At 61.0% G+C, this 17,400-nt stretch carries 26 protein-coding genes and 1 pseudogene; 10 read left to right on the top strand and 17 right to left on the bottom strand.

What is annotated here, in order from left to right; all coding sequences use genetic code 11:
* Positions 1 to 3: 3 nt before the first annotated feature.
* The 5 genes from AB7008_RS14100 to AB7008_RS14080 all read right to left on the bottom strand — a co-directional run bounded on the left by AB7008_RS14100 (position 4) and on the right by AB7008_RS14080 (position 2,168).
* Positions 4 to 399, bottom strand: a complete 396-nt coding sequence (locus AB7008_RS14100) for a hypothetical protein (protein WP_039146854.1) — start codon at positions 397 to 399, stop codon at positions 4 to 6.
* Positions 389 to 634: a hypothetical protein gene (locus tag AB7008_RS14095; protein ID WP_039146851.1), complete on the bottom strand. Its 246-nt coding sequence runs from the start codon at positions 632 to 634 to the stop codon at positions 389 to 391. The genes AB7008_RS14100 and AB7008_RS14095 overlap by 11 nt, the downstream gene beginning before the upstream one ends.
* Complete coding sequence (locus tag AB7008_RS14090) at positions 634 to 1,491, bottom strand: glucose 1-dehydrogenase (RefSeq protein WP_039146849.1); 858 nt, start codon at positions 1,489 to 1,491, stop codon at positions 634 to 636. The genes AB7008_RS14095 and AB7008_RS14090 overlap by 1 nt, the downstream gene beginning before the upstream one ends.
* A gap of 287 nt (positions 1,492 to 1,778) precedes the next feature.
* Positions 1,779 to 1,952: a hypothetical protein gene (locus tag AB7008_RS14085; protein ID WP_200875136.1), complete on the bottom strand. Its 174-nt coding sequence runs from the start codon at positions 1,950 to 1,952 to the stop codon at positions 1,779 to 1,781.
* Between the two features lie 3 nt (positions 1,953 to 1,955).
* A complete protein-coding gene (locus AB7008_RS14080) occupies positions 1,956 to 2,168 on the bottom strand; it encodes a hypothetical protein (protein WP_039146847.1) in 213 nt (70 codons plus the stop codon).
* A 342-nt stretch (positions 2,169 to 2,510) separates the two neighbouring features.
* Between AB7008_RS14080 and AB7008_RS14075 the strand changes: the two are divergent.
* Positions 2,511 to 2,964 (top strand): annotated as a pseudogene (locus tag AB7008_RS14075) (Hsp20 family protein).
* Positions 2,965 to 3,171: 207 nt separating this feature from the next.
* Here AB7008_RS14075 and AB7008_RS14070 read toward each other — a convergent pair.
* Together AB7008_RS14070 and AB7008_RS14065 are read right to left on the bottom strand one after the other, a co-directional pair.
* Positions 3,172 to 3,435, bottom strand: a complete 264-nt coding sequence (locus tag AB7008_RS14070) for a hypothetical protein (RefSeq protein ID WP_039146844.1) — start codon at positions 3,433 to 3,435, stop codon at positions 3,172 to 3,174.
* A 1,014-nt stretch (positions 3,436 to 4,449) separates the two neighbouring features.
* Positions 4,450 to 4,665: a hypothetical protein gene (locus tag AB7008_RS14065; RefSeq protein WP_039146841.1), complete on the bottom strand. Its 216-nt coding sequence runs from the start codon at positions 4,663 to 4,665 to the stop codon at positions 4,450 to 4,452.
* Positions 4,666 to 5,067: 402 nt separating this feature from the next.
* Between AB7008_RS14065 and AB7008_RS14060 the strand changes: the two genes are divergently transcribed.
* Both AB7008_RS14060 and AB7008_RS14055 read left to right on the top strand, forming a co-directional pair.
* Entirely contained in the window at positions 5,068 to 5,340 is a 273-nt protein-coding gene (locus tag AB7008_RS14060) for a hypothetical protein (protein ID WP_249155477.1), read from the top strand.
* 332 nt (positions 5,341 to 5,672) lie between these two features.
* On the top strand, positions 5,673 to 5,918 hold the full coding sequence (locus AB7008_RS14055; protein WP_039146837.1) for a hypothetical protein: 246 nt from the start codon (positions 5,673 to 5,675) through the stop codon (positions 5,916 to 5,918).
* On the opposite strand, the gene AB7008_RS14050 is transcribed toward AB7008_RS14055, so the two are convergent.
* Complete coding sequence (locus AB7008_RS14050; protein ID WP_039146834.1) at positions 5,906 to 6,154, bottom strand: hypothetical protein; 249 nt, start codon at positions 6,152 to 6,154, stop codon at positions 5,906 to 5,908. The genes AB7008_RS14055 and AB7008_RS14050 overlap by 13 nt on opposite strands.
* A 144-nt stretch (positions 6,155 to 6,298) precedes the next feature.
* Complete coding sequence (locus AB7008_RS14045) at positions 6,299 to 6,508, bottom strand: hypothetical protein (protein WP_038958498.1); 210 nt, start codon at positions 6,506 to 6,508, stop codon at positions 6,299 to 6,301.
* Positions 6,509 to 7,925: 1,417 nt separating this feature from the next.
* Here AB7008_RS14045 and AB7008_RS14040 point away from each other — a divergent pair.
* From AB7008_RS14040 to AB7008_RS14030, 3 genes are all read left to right on the top strand, one after another.
* Positions 7,926 to 8,123, top strand: coding sequence for a hypothetical protein (locus tag AB7008_RS14040; protein WP_039146830.1), 198 nt, complete (start codon positions 7,926 to 7,928; stop codon positions 8,121 to 8,123).
* A 78-nt stretch (positions 8,124 to 8,201) separates the two neighbouring features.
* Positions 8,202 to 8,657 (top strand): YidB family protein, encoded by a 456-nt coding sequence (locus tag AB7008_RS14035; RefSeq protein WP_039146829.1) that lies wholly within the window; start codon positions 8,202 to 8,204, stop codon positions 8,655 to 8,657.
* 36 nt (positions 8,658 to 8,693) lie between these two features.
* The gene (locus tag AB7008_RS14030) at positions 8,694 to 8,957 is read left to right on the top strand and encodes a GlsB/YeaQ/YmgE family stress response membrane protein (RefSeq protein WP_039146826.1); all 264 of its coding nucleotides are present in this window, start codon (positions 8,694 to 8,696) and stop codon (positions 8,955 to 8,957) included.
* A 99-nt stretch (positions 8,958 to 9,056) separates the two neighbouring features.
* Here AB7008_RS14030 and AB7008_RS14025 read toward each other — a convergent pair whose 3' ends face one another.
* From AB7008_RS14025 to AB7008_RS13990, 8 genes are all read right to left on the bottom strand, one after another.
* Positions 9,057 to 9,791 (bottom strand): hypothetical protein, encoded by a 735-nt coding sequence (locus AB7008_RS14025; RefSeq protein ID WP_039146823.1) that lies wholly within the window; start codon positions 9,789 to 9,791, stop codon positions 9,057 to 9,059.
* A complete protein-coding gene (locus AB7008_RS14020; RefSeq protein ID WP_039146820.1) occupies positions 9,788 to 10,204 on the bottom strand; it encodes a phage holin family protein in 417 nt (138 codons plus the stop codon). Before AB7008_RS14020 ends, AB7008_RS14025 begins: the two co-directional genes overlap by 4 nt.
* Positions 10,201 to 10,881 carry a hypothetical protein gene (locus tag AB7008_RS14015; RefSeq protein WP_212102010.1) on the bottom strand — a complete coding sequence of 227 codons (681 nt, stop codon included), beginning with the start codon at positions 10,879 to 10,881 and terminating at the stop codon, positions 10,201 to 10,203. Before AB7008_RS14015 ends, AB7008_RS14020 begins: the two co-directional genes overlap by 4 nt.
* Before the next feature lie 11 nt (positions 10,882 to 10,892).
* Positions 10,893 to 11,852 (bottom strand): DUF3618 domain-containing protein, encoded by a 960-nt coding sequence (locus tag AB7008_RS14010; protein WP_039146814.1) that lies wholly within the window; start codon positions 11,850 to 11,852, stop codon positions 10,893 to 10,895.
* Between the two features lie 772 nt (positions 11,853 to 12,624).
* Positions 12,625 to 12,843 carry a hypothetical protein gene (locus tag AB7008_RS14005; RefSeq protein WP_039146811.1) on the bottom strand — a complete coding sequence of 73 codons (219 nt, stop codon included), beginning with the start codon at positions 12,841 to 12,843 and terminating at the stop codon, positions 12,625 to 12,627.
* A 369-nt stretch (positions 12,844 to 13,212) separates the two neighbouring features.
* A complete protein-coding gene (locus tag AB7008_RS14000; protein WP_051664935.1) occupies positions 13,213 to 13,446 on the bottom strand; it encodes a hypothetical protein in 234 nt (77 codons plus the stop codon).
* A gap of 293 nt (positions 13,447 to 13,739) precedes the next feature.
* Entirely contained in the window at positions 13,740 to 13,946 is a 207-nt protein-coding gene (locus AB7008_RS13995) for a hypothetical protein (RefSeq protein WP_158332873.1), read from the bottom strand.
* Between the two features lie 322 nt (positions 13,947 to 14,268).
* Positions 14,269 to 14,466 (bottom strand): hypothetical protein, encoded by a 198-nt coding sequence (locus tag AB7008_RS13990; protein ID WP_212102012.1) that lies wholly within the window; start codon positions 14,464 to 14,466, stop codon positions 14,269 to 14,271.
* A gap of 165 nt (positions 14,467 to 14,631) precedes the next feature.
* Here AB7008_RS13990 and AB7008_RS13985 point away from each other — a divergent pair, with 165 nt between their 5' ends.
* The 4 genes from AB7008_RS13985 (at position 14,632) to AB7008_RS13970 (ending at position 16,166) form a co-directional block, all read left to right on the top strand.
* A complete protein-coding gene (locus tag AB7008_RS13985; RefSeq protein ID WP_212102014.1) occupies positions 14,632 to 14,823 on the top strand; it encodes a hypothetical protein in 192 nt (63 codons plus the stop codon).
* Positions 14,824 to 15,159: 336 nt separating this feature from the next.
* Positions 15,160 to 15,333, top strand: coding sequence for a hypothetical protein (locus AB7008_RS13980; RefSeq protein WP_212102016.1), 174 nt, complete (start codon positions 15,160 to 15,162; stop codon positions 15,331 to 15,333).
* Between the two features lie 261 nt (positions 15,334 to 15,594).
* Positions 15,595 to 15,795 (top strand): hypothetical protein, encoded by a 201-nt coding sequence (locus AB7008_RS13975; protein ID WP_212102018.1) that lies wholly within the window; start codon positions 15,595 to 15,597, stop codon positions 15,793 to 15,795.
* A 104-nt stretch (positions 15,796 to 15,899) separates the two neighbouring features.
* The gene (locus AB7008_RS13970; RefSeq protein ID WP_212102020.1) at positions 15,900 to 16,166 is read left to right on the top strand and encodes a hypothetical protein; all 267 of its coding nucleotides are present in this window, start codon (positions 15,900 to 15,902) and stop codon (positions 16,164 to 16,166) included.
* Positions 16,167 to 17,400 lie beyond the last annotated feature (1,234 nt).

The following is a 17,400-nucleotide window of genomic DNA, read 5'->3' as shown; positions in this document are numbered from 1 at the left end:
CAGTCAAGCCGCGCCGCGGGCCCGCCATTGGTCAATAAGCTGATTATGCCACACCATGATTGCGCTCGGATATATGCGGAACGCAGCGATGCCGAGCGCGACAGTTGCGCGATCCGCCGTTGTATCGAACCAGCCTCCCGGTTTTTGATGTGGAGCCAAATCACATTGGACCGCTCTGGCCACCACCATTGCTATTCCCTTATCGGGCACCCATAGCGCGCTGTCCACCGTCACAGGCGAAGGTGACGAGCGCTGAAGTCTGGGGACCGCTGCGATCAGATCTTCCGCATAACCGATCCTGCAAAACGATTCGACCGCCGCCACGTAGACGCAGCAGAACCTGCCGCGCTTCAGAGTGTCACGGATCAGCCTGGTGTAGTCAGCTAGATCAACCGGCATGCGCAATCCCTGCCACCTTGTCATAACCGTTGCGCCAGCGCTTGCCAGCTTTCATGTAGCCGAGCCCGTCAAGCCACACTTTGCCATGCTGATTGATAGGCACTGCTGGGCCGGGCGTCGGCCGCTCTGTGAGGAAATTCGGCGGGTGGGCGCGCTCCGGCTTTTCGTCAACGGTCTCCAGCTCGAGTTCGACGCCGCCGAACTCCGGCGTGACTAGATGCTGCAGGCCCGGCATCAGATGAAGGGCTTCCCTCCGGTCACCGCGACCGTGGTGCCGGAGGTGTAGCTCGATAGGGGATCGGCAAGCATCACATAGGCCGTCGCCAGCTCGGCCGGCTGCCCGGCCCGCTTCATCGGCACCTGCTTGCCGAAATTCTTCACGGTATCCTCGGGCATGGTCGATGGGATCAGCGGCGTCCAGATCGGCCCGGGCGCCACCGCGTTCACACGGATGCCTTTGTCCGCCAGCATCTGGGCCAACCCGCCTGTGAAGTTCTGGATAGCGCCCTTGGTTGTCGCATAGGCTAGGAGCGTGGGGTTGGGCATGTCCGAGTTCACGGAAGCCGTATTGATGATCGCGCCACCCGGCTCCATGTGCGGCACGGCGGCCTTCGCGAGGAAGAACATGGCGTGGATGTTGACGTCGAACGTCATTCGCCATTCCTCGTCGCTGATGTCGCCGAGATCCTTGAATGTCGCTTGATGCGCGGCATTGTTGACGAGAATGTCGACGCCGCCGAGATCCCGGACCGCCCGATCGACGACCTTCCTGCAATGGTCCGCAGACCTCAGATCGCCTTCGACTAGAACGGCCTTGTGTCCCTCCGCCTCGACGAGGGCCGCAACTTCCTTGGCGTCGTCGTGCTCATCGAGATAGGCGATCAGAATATCTGCGCCCTCGCGGGCGAAGGCGATAGCGACCGCCCTTCCTATTCCGCTGTCGCCACCGGTGATGATGGCCCGCTTGCCGTTCAGGCGGCCCGCCCCCTTGTAGCTGGTCTCTCCGTGATCGGGGCGCGGGTCCATTTGCGCGGTCGACCCGGGCATCGGCTGCTTCTGACTGGGGTAAGGCGGCTTCGGATAGTCAGGCATCGGAATCGGTCTCCGCGGGTCGAGAACCCGACAACCGGCTGACGACAACCAAGGTTCCTAGCCGGTTGCCCGTCATCCTCCTCCGGCCGCCGCCCGCGACGCGCTTGCGCAAAGCAGAAGAAAGAGAGCGCGCTCGGCCCTGTACCTCGCGCCTGCGCGACTGCACTCCGAGCCGGACATGACGACCTCGCCCGCGGCGGTGGAAACGGCCCACTTCCATCGGCTCCGCCCGCGCCGCTTCAGCACGACGTCGAACCCCGCAAATCGATCCTCGCCGTCCGGAGAAGTCACGCCGCCACCCTGTTCGGCACCCCACCCTGGAGCTGACCCAGAAGCCGTTCCTCGCGCTCGATCCGACCCAGGTAGAGCTGGCGCTCCCGCTCCGTCTTCGCGCTCGCCAGCAGCAGTCGATAGTGGTCGATCACCTTCTCGCTGCCGCGGATCAGCAGGTCCCCTGACATCGGTCATGACGCCACCCCCGCGCTCGGCCTTTGAGGCGGGACAAATGCGATCGGGAAGGTTTCGGAAGTCAGCGCCTCGAGCGAGGCAGTCTCCTCGGCCAGGCGCCGTTCGATGAACCGGCGCTCTAGGTCCGACAGCTTCGTCTTCAGCAGGCTGCGATAGCGGTGGATGTTGTTGCGGTGCGCACGGATACGGGCAAAATCTTCGTCGAGCATCGTCGCCTCTCCTGACGGTCTTCCATGTCCTTTGCGGTTCGAGAAATGGGAAAGCGAGCTCCCCGCGGCAGAAAATATTCGGTGCGGAAAACCTGTCAAGACAGTAGTGGTGCAGCCGATCCTTCGGGCCACCGCGCGTTAACCATCGGCACCGCCGGACCTCCGGACGCAAGAAATTTTCAGCCGACCTCTTGAACCATTCTTGCGTTTTTCTAGGTCATTTTTCGCCGCGAGAGCGGTGTGCCGGACGCCTTCCAGGGTCCGCCACGGGCGCGGCCGGCGTGTCTCGGACAGCCGTCCCTGCGCTTCTTGTAACCATCTTGCTCCTAGGAGGACTTGGATATGAGGACCACCTTCGACTTCGCGCCCCTCTGGCGCTCCACCATGCTTTGACCATTTGGCCGCCCTCGTCGACAGCGCGTTGCGCCAGGCGACCGAAGACAACTATCCGCCCTACAACATCGAACGCTCTGGCGAGGACAACTACCGGATCACGCTCGCGGTGGCCGGCTTCGGCTCCGACCACATCACGGTCACCGCCGAGCAGAACGCGCTGACGATCGAGGGCAGGAAGCCCGACAGGCCGGCCGGCGAATTCCTGTATCAGGGCATCGCCGCGCGACCGTTCCGGCGCGTCTTCAACCTCGCCGACTATGTCCAAGTGAAGCAGGCCTCTTTCCAGGATGGGCTGCTGATCATCGACCCGGTCCGCGATGTGCCCGAGGCCATGAAGCCGCGAAGGATTCAGATCGCGCGCGCCTTCTCGACGCAGATCGAGCAGAAGAAGGCGGCCTGACCGCTTCCGGATCGAAGTCCAGCGACGGCGGGTTCGCGCCCGCCGTCCATCACACCTACCCATTGAAAGGAGCGTAAGGGAGGCCGGCGATGACCAATGCCAGAACGAATTCCGGCGATCTCAATCCCTTCTTCCACCCCGCCGTGCACTATGCGTCTCCGGACGACGTGCTGAACGACGAGACCCTCTCGGCACCCGAGGAGCGCGTCATCCTGTCGTCCTGGGCGTCCGATATGCGGCCGCCTCGATCGCAAGGATGCGGGTGCGCTCGCCAGTCGCGCCCTCGACGCGCAGCTGCGTGCAGAGATCGCGGTACGCAGCCGCAAGCTCGGCGAGTGTGGTCGTCGCTGCCGCGGCGGCCGGCGCCGTGGACGTTTGCACCGGAGCCGGCGGAGGCGCGGGCGGGACTTGCAGGGCAGTCGTCGTCGCGGCCGCAGCGAGATGCACGGCCGCCAGTCCAGAAGTGATCATGGCTTCTTCTTGTGATGGCCGTTTGGCGAAGGGCCGATTCCGCTCGCGATCAAGCGGTATCGGCTGAGCACCGCGTGTAGGCGCCGATTTGGTCCTACCCAATCAGGACTGGGCAGCAGGATTGCGGCGCCTGTTCGGTTCGCACTTCAAGGTTGGTCGGGACGTTACTCTCTCGATCTGTCGTCCCTATCTTTAGTCTATGCACCGATGAAGGCTCGCAGTTGGGGGCTGTGCTTGCCCTGCCAGAGGGAAGCTACATGCACCGACGTTAGGACCGTCGAGAGCTTTCGTCGGATCGACACAACCCTGTGACGGGTCAGCCCGGGCTACGTTGTGGGCTTTACGTGCGCTTGCCGTCGCAGCGGCAGACATCGCTCCAAACCGATCCGACAGTGGGGAGCCGTCCTGCAGGTCACGCGAGGTGCCTGCATCCTGGCCGCGCAGTGAATGCCGATCCTACGGCATCCTGGACGACGCGTCCTTCAGTTCTTCGCCGGCGCGAGCCGGGTTGATCCTCCCAGGTCCGCCCCCGGGTTCGGCCTTTGATTGCAGGCGGATCTATCGCGGTGAACAGCGCGACGACCTATGCCCGCCCGCGATAGGCGTGTGAGTGCCTGCCGCGTGCGAGTAACACGCGACTTCAGCGCGGTGCGCTGGCCGCCCCTCTCCTTTGAGCCGGGATTAGCGAGGCCGTCCACTTAGTCACGGCCGCCTTGGCTTCGCGCCCGCGAACGTCGAGCATCTGCGTCGGCTTGCGCGGCTTGCCGCGGTCACATTTTATGCAGACACCGCTCATGACAGCCCCCGTGCTCGGGTGCGTCGTTTTATGTCTCGCCGGTCAGGATCGTCCGGGGGCCCCGCAGGAGAGTTTGCGAGGCCGGCGGCTAGGGATATAGCGGCCCCATCGGAAAAACGTACAGAAGCGCAGAGCGCCGACGAAGAAAAGGCCTTCCAACGAGCGAACAGGTCTTAGTCTCATCCACCGTCAGCTTGGCGGCTTCTCCGAGCGTCGCTCTAAGCGCCCAGTTGGCGCTGCCTCTCCGCCAACCGATCAGCACCGAGTCGGGGGCGAAGCCGGCTGTCCCAATAGTCCTCGTTGTCATTCGCGACTGATACACAATCGAACAGGCGGTCGAGGTCGTTTCGGTCCCACAGCACCACGCCGAGCATCTGCTTCGGCGCCGGAATATTGCCGGCTTTGCGCTGGGCATCGAAATGGCTGGGGGACATTCCCAAATACCGCGCGGCATCGGCACGGCGTAGGCCGCGCGGATGTAGTACGCGCTGGTTGTCGTTTGCTGGATTGGGCAGGAGCGCGCCCCTGAGAAGGATTGCTCTGCTTACCTCGCCGGCCGACGCCGACGGCCGTGGCGAATCAACTGCCTGATAAGACTATTCCACACACCGCACGGGCCCTTGGGCCGGGTAATGTTGTGTTTCCAGTAAAATGAGTAGTTAGCACAGTTGAGTAGTTCTCAGAATAAATCAATGACTTAACAAAGGATATAGAAACCAATCATGACCCTGATTAGTTTAATGCCATCACCCATCACCGCGCGGTATTGTGGCAAACATCGGTGATGAGAACGCGACAATGCGCTCCCGCCTTCCTCTGACGGAAAGGTGCAGCGCATGATCAAGCGTCGCAACCGAACCAAGCATACGAAAACATTTGAAGAGAGATTGGCCGAGGAGGCTGCGCGGTTCAGGGAGGCTGCAGCCCAATTGCCGCCCGGCACCCAGCGGGAGCTCTACCTCAGGCGAGCTCGCCAGGCCGAAACGGCCTCGCACATCAATGAATGGTTGACCTCTCCCGGTCTGCAGCCGCCGACGGCGCTGGAGAATATACAGTCCGGCCAAACGGAAAAACGGGGCCCGGGGGGCGGTGCTTCCGGTCAGCGTTAGACGAGCTACGGAAGAATCCTGCCGAGCGACCTTACTCGTCCATCTCGCGGAGCTTGCGGTCTAGCCGCTCTATCTCTGCGCGTAGCCGTTCGGTCTGTTCCACGTCCCAGCCAACCCGCCGCAACTTTTGGCGACACGCCAGAATCTTCATCGCGAGTTCTACGCGCTCGTTCTGGTTGGGCACGGCGGACATTCCGATGGTCTTTTCTATAAGTCCATCGAAAGCTCGATTCGTTCAACGGGCTACTCTCACTCAATAGCCCAATCGGCCATGCTGCGGTTTCTTATCTGCGCAAGTAGAAACGAGTAGCGAGCTGTTGAATTGGGGGTGGATGGCGGAGTCGTTCGGCAAAAGTTTTACTGTCGTTGAGGTAGCCTCGGACGACGCAAAAACTGAGATCTGGATTGCGCTGGCCAAGCCGAGCCAGGCGCCGACCCTGGTTCTCGCTGCCGTTCCAGAAGGCTGGACCGCGGAAGTGTTGGATATCCCAATCACCGCAGAGCAGCAGCGAATGTTCGAAGAACTCAACCTAGAGCCCGGCGATGTCCGCAGGTTGGACAGAGCCTACATAGGCTGACGTCGCTCGCTTTCAGCCCTGTTGACCGCCCTCAGAAGCTCTTCGATATAGGCGGCGATGTCGCCAATCGCGGCCCGCAGGTCGGCCTCTGAAATGCCCTGCCCCTTGGCAGCCTCGATGAGACGCCGCGAGAGTTCCGGCAAATCCTGCGACGCGCCCGCAGTATGGTCCTGTTCGACTGCATGTATGCAGTTCTCTACCCAGAAATCGATAAACTCGCGGGCCCTGTCTGACATGTGACGTCCCCTGCTGGGACACGCTTAGCGCGCCCTTCTCAAAAGGGACAATCGAAATCACGGTTCCCGTGTGACTAAATGAAAGGCTCTTGGGAAAGCGGCAGCCCGCCCCCGGAAGCGGACTCGGTTCGTTGCGCAGGATAGCTACCGGCGGGCGCCGAGCAGGATGATCTCGTCGTCCGCCCGGGCGTGCTCTAGCCGCAGCGTACCCTTCGGGTCGTGGCGCGCGGCCCAGTCGCCCGCACCAATAATGGGATCGCAACCCTCGGCTCGGAGATGGACGTAATAGGTTTGGGCGCAAAAAGGCGTGGAGAGGTCAATTTTGATGGTGGCGGCATCGCTGAGATTAGTCATTGGTATTATTTCCTCACAAAAGCGTCCTAGCGTGACCGGGGACCCGGTTATGGTTCGTATCCAGCCCGACATGGCCAAAGAACTATACGACTGGCGCCGCAAGCAAATCCACATCACCACGTAGACCCTTTGACTTTGCTGATGATCTAACGGTGTTTCTCCGACGTTCGAAGAAAAAGATCGAGGCTGGCGCGGCTGAAATGGCGCTATTAATCAAGATCGAAAGACTGCTGGACGAATGGTCCCGCCGATTCTAGCGCGCCCTGGTCTCGCCAACCTAAAACTGGAGTGAAGCGATGCGTTGCGCAGTCTGCGCGAAACCTGCTGAGCCGCTGCCGAAAACTCATGACGGCGATGGTTTTCACTGCGCTGCATGCGGCGATTATGTAGTCTCTGGGACCGTCATCACTTCCAGATGGCTGGAGGGGCGGTCACCCACCGAGCGGCTGAAAGCGCTAGAGAATGCGAAGCGGCAAGCCCAAACCGGCAAGCTTCCAGTGATTACCACCTACTCGCTTTGACCTTAGGCGATCGCGCGTTTAGCCGTACGCGTTATGCAAGAGCAAGCCGCGTGAGCCGATCAATGATATGCCGCTCTAACCCACGGGCGACTCGGACTGAAGGCCAAGAAATAGATGCCAGCGCGTGCCAGCCATCTGCCGACCAGCTCGGAGCGAGATGCATTGCAAAAACTGCGGGCGGGTCGCGAGCTGACGCTGAGAGCCCTTGAGCCCACCGGCCAGCGCACCATCGTAAATATGCTGTCCAAGGTCTGGATTGAGCGTGGGAGCACGGCAGGGACGTACCGAATCACGCCAGCGGGCCTCGCTGCCTTGCGCGTCAAGATACCCTAACGCCGAGAGCTGATTCGCATTTCGCCGTCAAAGGCAGGAACCATCCTGCGGGCCAGAGATTTCTCTCTAGCTTCAGGTTTCCCCGGCCTGAGGCGCCTCAACAGCAGCCTCCGCGTTGCCCCCGCGGGGGCCGTCCTGTATGCGAGGTACCATGGACGAGAGCTTGAGGGTGATGCTTGCGATCGACGCGGCGGCACGCGCGGCCTGCTGAACTACTGTGCCGACTATCGCTGCGGCCACCACATCACCCTGGCGCCGGAGACGGTCGACCAATGGCCTGACGACGTTCGGTTGTCAGATCTCGAGCCGAAGTTTATCTGCAGCAAGTGTGCGGTTGGACGTCCAGGCCGGATTTCGATGCCCCATGGGCGGGAAAGGTTTAGCTCCACGACCGGAAAGGCCCTGGTCTCTACGTCAGCATCACCGCGGTGGTGTCGCCACGTTCTTGTTCAAGTTAACGGACAGGTTGACCGGGGAAGCAGCGCACTGGCTGGCTCGGCATCTATAATCCCGAAACCTTCACCGTCGAGGACGCCCGCAGCAAGGTTTACGGCCTCAAGGCCATGGGTGGCGGCGCCCTCGTCGAGACCTTCCGTGACCGGAAAGTCGCAAAAGCCAAGCGTGGCAAGACCGTCTCCGAGATCATCGACGAGCGAATGACGTGGATGAAGACGCCGGTCAAGAAGCCCGACGGCGAGATGCGGCCCCGACTGGAGAACTGGGAGAACACGGCAAGCCACCTCAAGGCAATCCTTCATTAACGAGCTCAAGTGTTGCCCTTAGGAACGGAGCCAAATCTTCCGAGTTCGACCTGTCTAATACTATCACGGAGTTCCAGGATGAACCGCGGAATGCCGTCCATGACTGCCCTTCTCGGACTGCTCGCCATCGCCGGGTATCAGCATCGAGACAAGCTGGCAGAGTTTCTCAGAGGTCCCGGCGCTGGATCTCTCGAGCCAGCCAATGCCCAACAACCGCTGGGCGGCCTGCTAAGCAATCTATTGGGCTTGCTGAGCGGAGCAGGCGTCGGAGGGCTGCTGCAGGGCGGTATCGGCGAGCTGCTGGAGAAGTTCGACGAAAATGGCCACGGGGACGCGGCGCGGTCTTGGGTCAGCTCGGGTCCCAACAAGGAAATCTCGCCCTTGCAACTGCGGCAAGCAATCGGCCCCGACATGTTGGACAAGCTTGAGAAGGAAACCGGTCTTTCTCAAGAGGAGATTCTCGCCAGGTTGTCGCGCGAGCTTCCCCAGGCAATCGACAGGTACACGCCTGAGGGGGGTCTATCCGCCTCCTAGCTAGTGTCGTGGTCATCGATTCAGGAGAAACGCAGAATGAGCATTATCTGGACCATTATTATCGGCTTTATCGCCGGGGTGATCGCCAAGTTCATCATGCCAGGCGACAACGAACCCTCCGGATTCATCCTTACGACCATCCTCGGGATCATTGGTGCCTTCGTCGCCACTTACCTTGGCCAAGCTCTCGGCTGGTACCGTCCTGGAGAAGGCGCGGGACTCATCGGTGCAGTGGTTGGCGCTATCATCGTGCTCTTTGTTTATGGTTTCGTCGCCGGCAGGCACCGGCGCGCAATCTGAAGAGCAAAAGGCAACCGAGCGGGAAGCATCCCGCCTGACCACGTCCATGAAGGGGGCACGCGGTTGATGCTTAGCACGCCCCTCGCGTTGTTCGTCTCATCAAGGAGACTTCACCTCCGCACGGGCGGCTGCCATGGCGTCCATGCCGGTCTGCTTCACCCGATCTAAAACTTCGGCACTGGTGTCGCTGATTTCTGCAACAACCGTGTCCGAGGCTTCACGTAGGGCCTGCGAGATCGCACCGGCGCGCCTATTCAGATCAGCCTTCACGTCGTCGCTGACTTCCCCGACATACTTGTTCTCGATCTCGGACGCGCGAAACGCGCCCGCAACCGCTGCACCGATCGCGATCCCCACGACCCCAAGCACGAGGGGTTGCCGTTCAAGCATATCTGCGAGTGACGATTTCGCGCTGTTTATAGCTTCTCTGTCCGGAAACGTTTTGCCTAGCTTGCTGAAGGTCTCCTGCGCGAAGGCGACGCCCTCGCCCAAACTATCTCGGACGCTGTCGGCAGCTCCCGAAACCGCATCGGAAGCGGCAGCGGCCGCGCCTTGAAAAGTTTCTCCGGCGTCGAACGACCTCTCGTCCTCCATTTCAGGTGCGGTCGGAGGCGCGACGGCCTGCTTGACGGCGGATGCCGCCGCCCTCAGACCGCTTGTCCCAATACCGGCGTTGGGTGCGACGGCCTCCGCGGCCGAAGGTGCCGTCGTCTTTACCTTCTGATCGCCGGCCAACAGCCAGAGTGCTCCGCCTCCGATCAGGGCGGCGGCAAGCGGGTTTTCCCGGGCAGCGGCCACCAGATTGTCCATAAAACTAGTATTTGTGCTGCTCATCGCACCATTCCCTTCATAGTGTCCTTATCTTTCTCCAACTGGCCAATCGTTTCCCGGGGGGCCAGATGCCGCACGTCAAGCTGGTTGATGCCGACGGCGACGAGCACGGCGGCGATGGCCGCCGCGATAACTGCCGAGATCAGATATGAGACCGGCTGCGACCATCCCCCGGAGATCAATGCGGCGGATAGGGCGAACAGAGCCATCACGATCGCCGGGATGACCAGAACGGCGCCGCCGACGATCAAGCCCAGGGCGCCGCCGATCTTCTGAAGCTTGTCGCCAAGCTCCGCCTTTGCGAGGTCTATCTCATTCTGGAACAGCTTGGCGAACTGCGACATAGCATCACCAACCAGGGTCGAGATCGCTTTAAACTCGGTTTGGGTAGTTTTAATATCACGCTCGATGCTCATGGTACCGTGCTGCCCTGTGAGGTTGGGTTTTGCTGGGTATTAGGGTCGCGCCGCACGGACTCCGGGGCCCGGGCTTGTCCTCCCGCCGAGAACGAGGTTCCCCCCGTCTTTTGACTGCTTCCCGACGACGATCTGCCCTTTGTCTCGCGCTGCCCTGCGGATGAGGACTGTCCGCCGGATGCCTTCAAGAAGCGGACGGCAGCAAACCCTGCCAGCACTGAAATCCCGAGAAAGGCCGCAGGCTGACGCTTGGCGAAATCAGTCGCGCCTTCGACGAGATCTCGGAAGCTGCCTTCCCGAATCTTCTGGGCGGCATCCTCGACATAGTCGGCGGCGGAATCGATGCCACGTGCGGCGAACGGCACGTCAGTTTCAAAGGCTCGGCCGGCATCGCGGATGTTGCCTGCGAGGCGCTCGATGAAGTCGGCGCCCGATCGTTGCTGCTCGCGCGCCTGACTCTGGATCTGATCCACAGTTCCCTCAGCGACACCCTTTGCTGCATCCGCAGCCTCGCCGAACTTCTCTTGCGCAAGATCGGCCGAGGCTTGGAAGGCATCGCCCGTACGCTGCTTCACCTCTGCTCCAGCATCGCCGATCTGCTCTTTCAGGTCTTTCGCGGGGCCTTTGTTCTGATTTTTTGCAAACTGCGTCACGTTGTGCGGGTCTAAATCGCTCATGATATTTTCCTTTAACTGTTGGTCGGAGAGGGACTAAAGGCGGCTTTGACCACGTCGTCGGCAGCCTCTTTCAGTGTGTCCGCCATGTTTTGCGTCATACGGCTGGCGTGGCTGCCGAGATCAGCATCGGCGACCTTTTGCGCCGCAGCATCGGCTGCCGAACTGGTTGCGTCTTTCGCTGCCTCGAAACCGGATTGCGCCGCTGCGGCCGCGGCCTGCTTCACTTCGTCGCTTGCCGCTCCCATCACCTTGGCCTCAGCCTTGGTTTCGGGAAGAGCGGCGGCAACGATGGCACCGATCGCGATGCCCAGACCTGCGATGAGTGCGGCATTGTCGCCAACGACCTGTCGCGCCTGATCAGGCGCCTTCGCAGCGGCATCCTTGGCTGCATCCATGCCGCTCTTGAGCTTTTCACTTGCGAAATCGGCGCCCCCCGAGGCACTCGCCCGGAGATCAGCGGCGAGACCAGCGGCCTTCTCCTGCGCTTCACCAGCCATGCCGGCGGCTCGGGCTTGAGCGGAGGATAGCGTCTCCTTGGCGTCACTCCGCATGTCCAGGGCGCCTTCCGTCGTCTCCTCAAGCATCCGACCGGCTTTGTCCATGATCGGATCGGCGGCATCGGCAGCGCGATCCCGCACCGTCTTCGAAGTCAGGGCAAGTCCGGCGCCGATCATAAGAAGGGGCAACGGCGCACCCCGCACCAAACGCAGCAACGGAACGCCCAATGCAGTGCCGGCGGCCACTGCCCGCATCGGATTGTCCATGATCTGTTGCTTGAGCCCGTCGAGCCAGCTCTGGGTCTTGTGGCTGACGTATTCGGTGACTTCGGCTTTAATGTGCGCTGGCGAGACTTTATGGCGAAGGTCGTCGGCGGTGTCCGACATCTGATCCTTCAATTGACTTACCGTCGCCGCCAGCTCCGCGCGGCTGCGCTCGGACTCGCGTCTCAACTCCACCACAGATCGTGTCATCGATTCATCCTCTTGCTTTCTTCCTTAATTTTATGACGAACTCACGCTTTGTTGAATCGTTCCTCGCGCGGCCTTGCGGTTGCTAGTCACGACAAGAAGGAGTGCGACAGCGCAACGGAGAGCGGCGATTGACCACCGTAAATTGCTGGCCTGGAAGCCACCCCCGCTGCGACGGGTCTGGTGGTGCGGTTGGCTTGACGTCGGTTAGATGTCCAGCATCCGATTACAGGCGTGCTCGGCTTCACCGAAGGTCTTTGAATGGGTGATCCGCCGATCTTGATCGCGGGACTAACGGCGCCCGCGTTGCTCTCATAGCTGATCACGAACGCGAAGCCGCCGCTTCTCGCGCTCATATTTCCTTTCAACCGCACCGAGATGTAGGGACCGTCGTTCTTCCCTTCGCTTACAGGGAATGGGAAGATCGCCAACTGGGGCCGCTCTTCACTTCGGAACGTCCCGGCGAGACCAGGCAGTCTCTCAGGTGAGAAGCGGCCTTAGCTCGTCGTGTTGGGCGGACCAATCGGCCCCTGCCGGACGAAATTCCTGTCCGCTCCCGCAGACGCTGCCCCGCCACGAGCAGCTCTTCCAAAGTTGTATTTTTGAAACGAAGCCGTCTCAGCATTGTGTTGCTCCCTAAGGAGCGCGATCGCTCTCTCAGCCACCTTAGCTACCGAAAGTCAGCCTTAGCCGGTGATCTGAGGCAACTGTCTGCAGGAGCGAAAGTTGCTAAGCTGAGCTCACGAAGCAGCTTAAGAGCCCCGCTCCCACTCAGTTACCTCATCTCGAGTTGTTCGATAGCCAGACGCGCAATCTCTGCCGGATCATGGACGCCGCTTTGGGCGATCTTGATGATCTTGTTTGCAATCATTTCCGTCAGCGGGTCGTCGCGATCCTTGACACAAAGCGCGTGCAACGCTTGCTCATAAGCCGCGTTGATGCGGTTGACTTTCGGATGCAAATTGAGTTTGTGTAAACGTAGGTAGGTAGACATTTTGATATCTCCCCAGCCAGGGGGAAAGTATCATATCGCGGAAAACCATTCGCAGTCGGAGAACCACGGGGCTGTTTGCGCCGGGCGGATGAGATTACGCGAAATAATGGTGGCTTGGTCGGAGCTAGGACTAGTCTCGCGCGTTAAAGACCGCAGAGTGCCATGCATCAACGGACAGCGGTGGCAGCCATGGCCGACCTCCGTCCCTCCCGTCTGCAAGATCCCTCTCCGAGCCGGGCGATCTGCGAGGAGATTGGTGAGCGCCTTCGCGATAGGCTGGCGGACGATACTCCCCCACTACGTAACAGATAGTCGCGCCGTCATCGCTCGGCCGTAGGTCATCGAGATCCGGACATCCGCAAGCGGCACCTACCTTTGCTCGTTCCGCGCAAGGGACGCCAGTCTATCGAGTTGGCCGGCCAAACCGACATAGGTTCGGGCAATGTTTCTCAGAGCGGTGGCGCGGTCCTTGGAGATGCCGCTCGCGGAAGAAAGTCTCTTGTAATGGTCAGAAAGTCTCTTGTAGTGCTCAGCATGTTCGCGGCACTCAGCAATGTTGCGGTCGAGGCGGTCGGCCGGCGGGATCGAGGGCAAGGAACGCATACGCTTCTCCGATATGACAACGGTAGAGATACGGCCCCGGCTCCAGGGGGGCTCCGGCAATTCAACAGGCGCCTCGCTACCCGCGTGGGAACCGCAGGCCGTTCGCCGCCGCCCAGTTAACAATCTCGTTAACGTCCGCCGGCCAACGCCCACGAGCATAAAGAGGTCGCGCTGCGTCAGCGACTGGACGTTATCCCGCGTGGCCGTGCGGCCCGCCAAGGCGCGGCGCAAGGCAGCCTGCGGTCGGGGGCTCAATTCAGCAATCGACACGTCCTGCCGGGACGCATCCATCGCTAATCCCGGCGGAAAATCTGGCCCCGCTCGGCAGCGAGCGCGAGCTCCGTCCATTCGTGCGCAAGCTTCAACCAGCCTTCTCGATCGACCTGGTCTAGGCACCGAGTCGCTTCCTCGCGGCAGGCCGTCGCCTCCTTGAAAAATTGCTGAGCGGAGGCGTCCATCTTAGCGTGGTGTGACAACTTCCCGGATAGCTTGGTCTTCATCGTTGCCTCGGCGCATAACCATGCAACACGAACGGATCGAAAACCCGTGGAATTGCCACTTGTTCCCGCATCAATCGCCACGAGATTTTCATTTTCGTCGGACTGAACTTGAGCCGTTCCGTTACTTCATTTTGAGGATCTCCTGCGCGGAGAAGCCTCCCGCATCGCAAAGGACAGCGATCGCCGCTCATTGCACGCTCACCTTGGCCGAGCACTTCCTGCAAGCGCTGCTCCTGAATGCTGCTGCTGGTCGCAGTGGCAGCGCTCCTGGTGCGCCGGACCGCCAGGCGAAGCCACAGCGCGCCAGAGCTGCACGTAGGCCCTACTCTCTTAGGTCTTCAACACCATGGCGAGATACCACACCGCTCTGGCGGCGCAACTCAGCCCGGCGGCGCCATTTCAGCCAGGTCATGATCCGGCGCGGCCTATCGTGCCGGCGCTGCTGTAGCAGACGGTCGACCTCGGCGCGCAACTCGATCAGCCTGTGCAGCTCCTCCAGATCGAAGCCTGCGATCTCCATGGGGCCCTCCCGTCGAGGTAGTTAGTCAGCGCGGAGCGCTCGCTGCAATTGCCTTTGTAGGTTCGCCACTTCGACATCTGTCGATGCTTGCGAGCTGCAGTGAGTTTGCACAATCCTGCCAGATTGCTCCGGCAGGTCCCTGCTAGTTCAAAATGGAGACGACAATTGCTACCTAAGAAGAAGCAGACCCAAATTCGCAGGGCCTACACCCGCGACGATCTCAAAGCTCTGAAGCAGTACTCGAAGGCGCGCACGCCGATCGGCAAGGTGGCGAAGACGATGAAGCGCAGCGTCCCCGCATTGCGGGCGAAAGCGCATCAGCTGGGCATTGGACTGGGCGAAGCCCACCGCGGCTAATTTGCATTTTCTGCAACGGAGTGGTCCCAAGATCCTCTTCCAAGACCCGTTGCATTTCCACAAAATCGATGTGTCCTACTAAGGAGAGCCCCCCGAAAAGGGGGTCTTTTGTTTCAGGGGGCGGGACGATGCGGCTCTGGCTGTCGATCATTGCGATCTGCTTTGCGAGTCCGGCTCTCGCTGGCCAGGCCGGAGTCATGACGCTCGGGGTCGGGCAGAGATCCTGCGGCCAGTTCATCGCCGCCGTGGGCCAGGCTCCACTTGGCGCAACCGTTCAGCGGAAGTCACAAGATGGCTGCACGTTCTACGCCGAGCTGATCCTACCACGAATGGATCATGGGCTTCGTGACCGGCTACAACCCGGCCTACGAGGAGAACACCGATACCCAGATCAGGGTCGACATATCAGCCCTGGATCTCTGGATGCGGAAGTGGTGCAACGACCACCCAACGAAGATGTTCGTCGAGGGCGCCCAGTCCGTCCGCGACGAGAACGCCCCCAAGAGATAGAGTCAGCGCGTAGCGCTCGCCACGCACGTCCGGTGTGGTACGATGGTCTCGGCTTAACCGAGGACATGACGATGAGCGAAAGCTCCGCCGAGACGGCCAGGCTAATGAACGTGGTCGAGGCGATCGTCGCAGAGCTGGAGCGCCAGGGCGTCGCGCAACGCTCGACGATCTGGGCTTCGACGTGATGGCGATGGCCAGGGCCGTCATCCGCGCGGCCGATGGCGACGTCGTCCCCCTTTTCCCGAACCAGAGGAGGCCGGAATGACAACGTTCATTGCACTCACCGACTCTAACGACGTCACATGCGAGATCAAAAGGTACGTTAACACGGACAACATCACGTTTATCAGCCGCGCGGCGACTGACAGGGACACAACGATCCATTTCTCTGCAAGTAGTGGAATGGACAGCATCTCAGTCAAGGAAACGCCGGATGAAATCTTCCAGTTGATTGCGTCTTAGCTCGTGCCGCGACGCACCCCGCGCCCGCAGGACTGAAATCTTCACCGACCAAGCCGCTGGCGCGGCAGGAATACGCCGGTGAAAACTGAAGAGGAGCAAGCACAGTGACTGACCGCTACAAAGAACTTAAGCACGAAATGATCGGCGAGATCGTCAGTTTGATGAACACCGTCGAGGCGCATGCCACCGTAGACGAGCTTCGCGAGATGCTGGCCTTACAACGCACCGGCATCATCCAGATCATCGAAAAGCTGGCGACATCCCCAGAGCACGGTCATGCCTTGGTCGACCAAGTAACCAAGGAACTCAGGGACGAATGGGAGGAAGTGATCAACGAGGGTTTTGAGGTGGCCGAGGTGACCAAGGTGTGATCACCGAAATCCTCGCCCAACTTCACCGCCGGCATCGTGCTGTTCGATGACAAGGTGGTCGAGGCCGCGCCGATCGTGCGGCGAAGCCCTCGCCGGCCTCGGCCCTTCACGATCAGCCCAGCGACGCAGAAGCTCTCCTGAGCGCTCGCTACACTTGGCCGCTGCGGCCCACCTACCAGCGTTCGACCAGGATGTTGCTGTAAGTCTCTGTCAGGCGCAAATCCCAGCCAGCGGCTCCGGCGCTTGCGCTGACGCAGTGGAGACGGAAGGCCCTGCCGCGGCCATCCAGCCTCGAAGGTGATGGGCCCCAAAACAGGGTGGGGTCTTTCAGCTTGGCCACCCCCCGTCCGAAATTTGTGCCTTTTTCCGACAGGAGCCCAGGGAGCGGCCTACAATCCAGGTCCGGGCGGGCCGTTTATTCTTGGGCGAATTAACATAGATTGAGGACGGAACCGGCTTACTTCACCAACCTGATCGTGTCCGGTAAGCTCCCCAGCTTCCTGACGCGCCGAAATGGAACAGCCTTCCAAAGCCCCGCTTAGGCGGGGTTTTTTGCGCTCTGCGCTCCGCGTCCGGTGATCCTGCGCGGGGCGCTTGGTCGTTTGTGGTGAATTGCGCGGCGGGGCTGGATTGTGCGGTGGGCGCGCATATCGCCGATCGCGCCTATGATCCGATCGCATCGGCGCCGGCGCGGCCGAGATCGACGCGGCGCAGCCCGGGTACGCTCCAGACGTCGCCCTGGAGCACGCCGGCCTGGATCGGCGAGCAGCTCGGCGCCTTTCTTGACGCTGCTGGTCGCAGTGTGACAGATGCGCGAGCACTCCCTGCAGGCGCTGCTCCTGCTCGGTAACATCCCGGTCGTCGCGACTGTCGAACCAGGTCTCGACCGCTCAGGGCCCGTGCAAATTGGCGGCTGTCCCACTAGTCTCGAAATAGAACGCTGCCGGGCTCGAAATACATGTCCCGGCAGCGTCTCATTCTCAAACTGAGCTATGAAATCCCAGTTAGCTTGAATTGTGCAATGGCCGTGCCACACGTCTGTGACGCTTGCGAAGTGCCGGTTCACGCTGGCCCGCTCACTAGGCGCACCGTGCATCACGTTCACCGGTCGTGATCCTCTTGCTGGGTCTCGGTGTCATCTTATTCTTCCGGCTCCAGCAACCGGTCCGCCCCAGTTCGGAGCGATCTGCGTCAGCGGCATCGTGCCTGCCAACGTCCTAAGCTTTTCGATTTC

This window comes from Bradyrhizobium sp. 521_C7_N1_3 (genome assembly GCF_052075975.1).
Classification (GTDB): Bacteria; Pseudomonadota; Alphaproteobacteria; order Rhizobiales; family Xanthobacteraceae; genus Bradyrhizobium; species Bradyrhizobium japonicum.
Note: the sequence above shows the minus strand (reverse complement) of the source record. Positions and strands in the feature narration are given on the sequence as shown.

Bases quoted from the DNA above. Each gene is read 5' to 3' on its own strand.
- AB7008_RS14100 (WP_039146854.1), bottom strand. From the start codon at position 399: ATGCCGGTTGATCTAGCTGACTACACCAGGCTGATCCGTGACACTCTG.
- AB7008_RS14095 (WP_039146851.1), bottom strand. From the start codon at position 634: ATGCCGGGCCTGCAGCATCTAGTCACGCCGGAGTTCGGCGGCGTCGAA.
- AB7008_RS14090 (WP_039146849.1), bottom strand. From the start codon at position 1,491: ATGCCTGACTATCCGAAGCCGCCTTACCCCAGTCAGAAGCAGCCGATG.
- AB7008_RS14085 (WP_200875136.1), bottom strand. From the start codon at position 1,952: ATGTCAGGGGACCTGCTGATCCGCGGCAGCGAGAAGGTGATCGACCAC.
- AB7008_RS14080 (WP_039146847.1), bottom strand. From the start codon at position 2,168: ATGCTCGACGAAGATTTTGCCCGTATCCGTGCGCACCGCAACAACATC.
- AB7008_RS14070 (WP_039146844.1), bottom strand. From the start codon at position 3,435: ATGATCACTTCTGGACTGGCGGCCGTGCATCTCGCTGCGGCCGCGACG.
- AB7008_RS14065 (WP_039146841.1), bottom strand. From the start codon at position 4,665: ATGTCCCCCAGCCATTTCGATGCCCAGCGCAAAGCCGGCAATATTCCG.
- AB7008_RS14060 (WP_249155477.1), top strand. From the start codon at position 5,068: ATGATCAAGCGTCGCAACCGAACCAAGCATACGAAAACATTTGAAGAG.
- AB7008_RS14055 (WP_039146837.1), top strand. From the start codon at position 5,673: ATGGCGGAGTCGTTCGGCAAAAGTTTTACTGTCGTTGAGGTAGCCTCG.
- AB7008_RS14050 (WP_039146834.1), bottom strand. From the start codon at position 6,154: ATGTCAGACAGGGCCCGCGAGTTTATCGATTTCTGGGTAGAGAACTGC.
- AB7008_RS14045 (WP_038958498.1), bottom strand. From the start codon at position 6,508: ATGACTAATCTCAGCGATGCCGCCACCATCAAAATTGACCTCTCCACG.
- AB7008_RS14040 (WP_039146830.1), top strand. From the start codon at position 7,926: ATGGGTGGCGGCGCCCTCGTCGAGACCTTCCGTGACCGGAAAGTCGCA.
- AB7008_RS14035 (WP_039146829.1), top strand. From the start codon at position 8,202: ATGAACCGCGGAATGCCGTCCATGACTGCCCTTCTCGGACTGCTCGCC.
- AB7008_RS14030 (WP_039146826.1), top strand. From the start codon at position 8,694: ATGAGCATTATCTGGACCATTATTATCGGCTTTATCGCCGGGGTGATC.
- AB7008_RS14025 (WP_039146823.1), bottom strand. From the start codon at position 9,791: ATGAGCAGCACAAATACTAGTTTTATGGACAATCTGGTGGCCGCTGCC.
- AB7008_RS14020 (WP_039146820.1), bottom strand. From the start codon at position 10,204: ATGAGCATCGAGCGTGATATTAAAACTACCCAAACCGAGTTTAAAGCG.
- AB7008_RS14015 (WP_212102010.1), bottom strand. From the start codon at position 10,881: ATGAGCGATTTAGACCCGCACAACGTGACGCAGTTTGCAAAAAATCAG.
- AB7008_RS14010 (WP_039146814.1), bottom strand. From the start codon at position 11,852: ATGACACGATCTGTGGTGGAGTTGAGACGCGAGTCCGAGCGCAGCCGC.
- AB7008_RS14005 (WP_039146811.1), bottom strand. From the start codon at position 12,843: ATGTCTACCTACCTACGTTTACACAAACTCAATTTGCATCCGAAAGTC.
- AB7008_RS14000 (WP_051664935.1), bottom strand. From the start codon at position 13,446: ATGCGTTCCTTGCCCTCGATCCCGCCGGCCGACCGCCTCGACCGCAAC.
- AB7008_RS13995 (WP_158332873.1), bottom strand. From the start codon at position 13,946: ATGAAGACCAAGCTATCCGGGAAGTTGTCACACCACGCTAAGATGGAC.
- AB7008_RS13990 (WP_212102012.1), bottom strand. From the start codon at position 14,466: ATGGAGATCGCAGGCTTCGATCTGGAGGAGCTGCACAGGCTGATCGAG.
- AB7008_RS13980 (WP_212102016.1), top strand. From the start codon at position 15,160: ATGGGCTTCGTGACCGGCTACAACCCGGCCTACGAGGAGAACACCGAT.
- AB7008_RS13975 (WP_212102018.1), top strand. From the start codon at position 15,595: ATGACAACGTTCATTGCACTCACCGACTCTAACGACGTCACATGCGAG.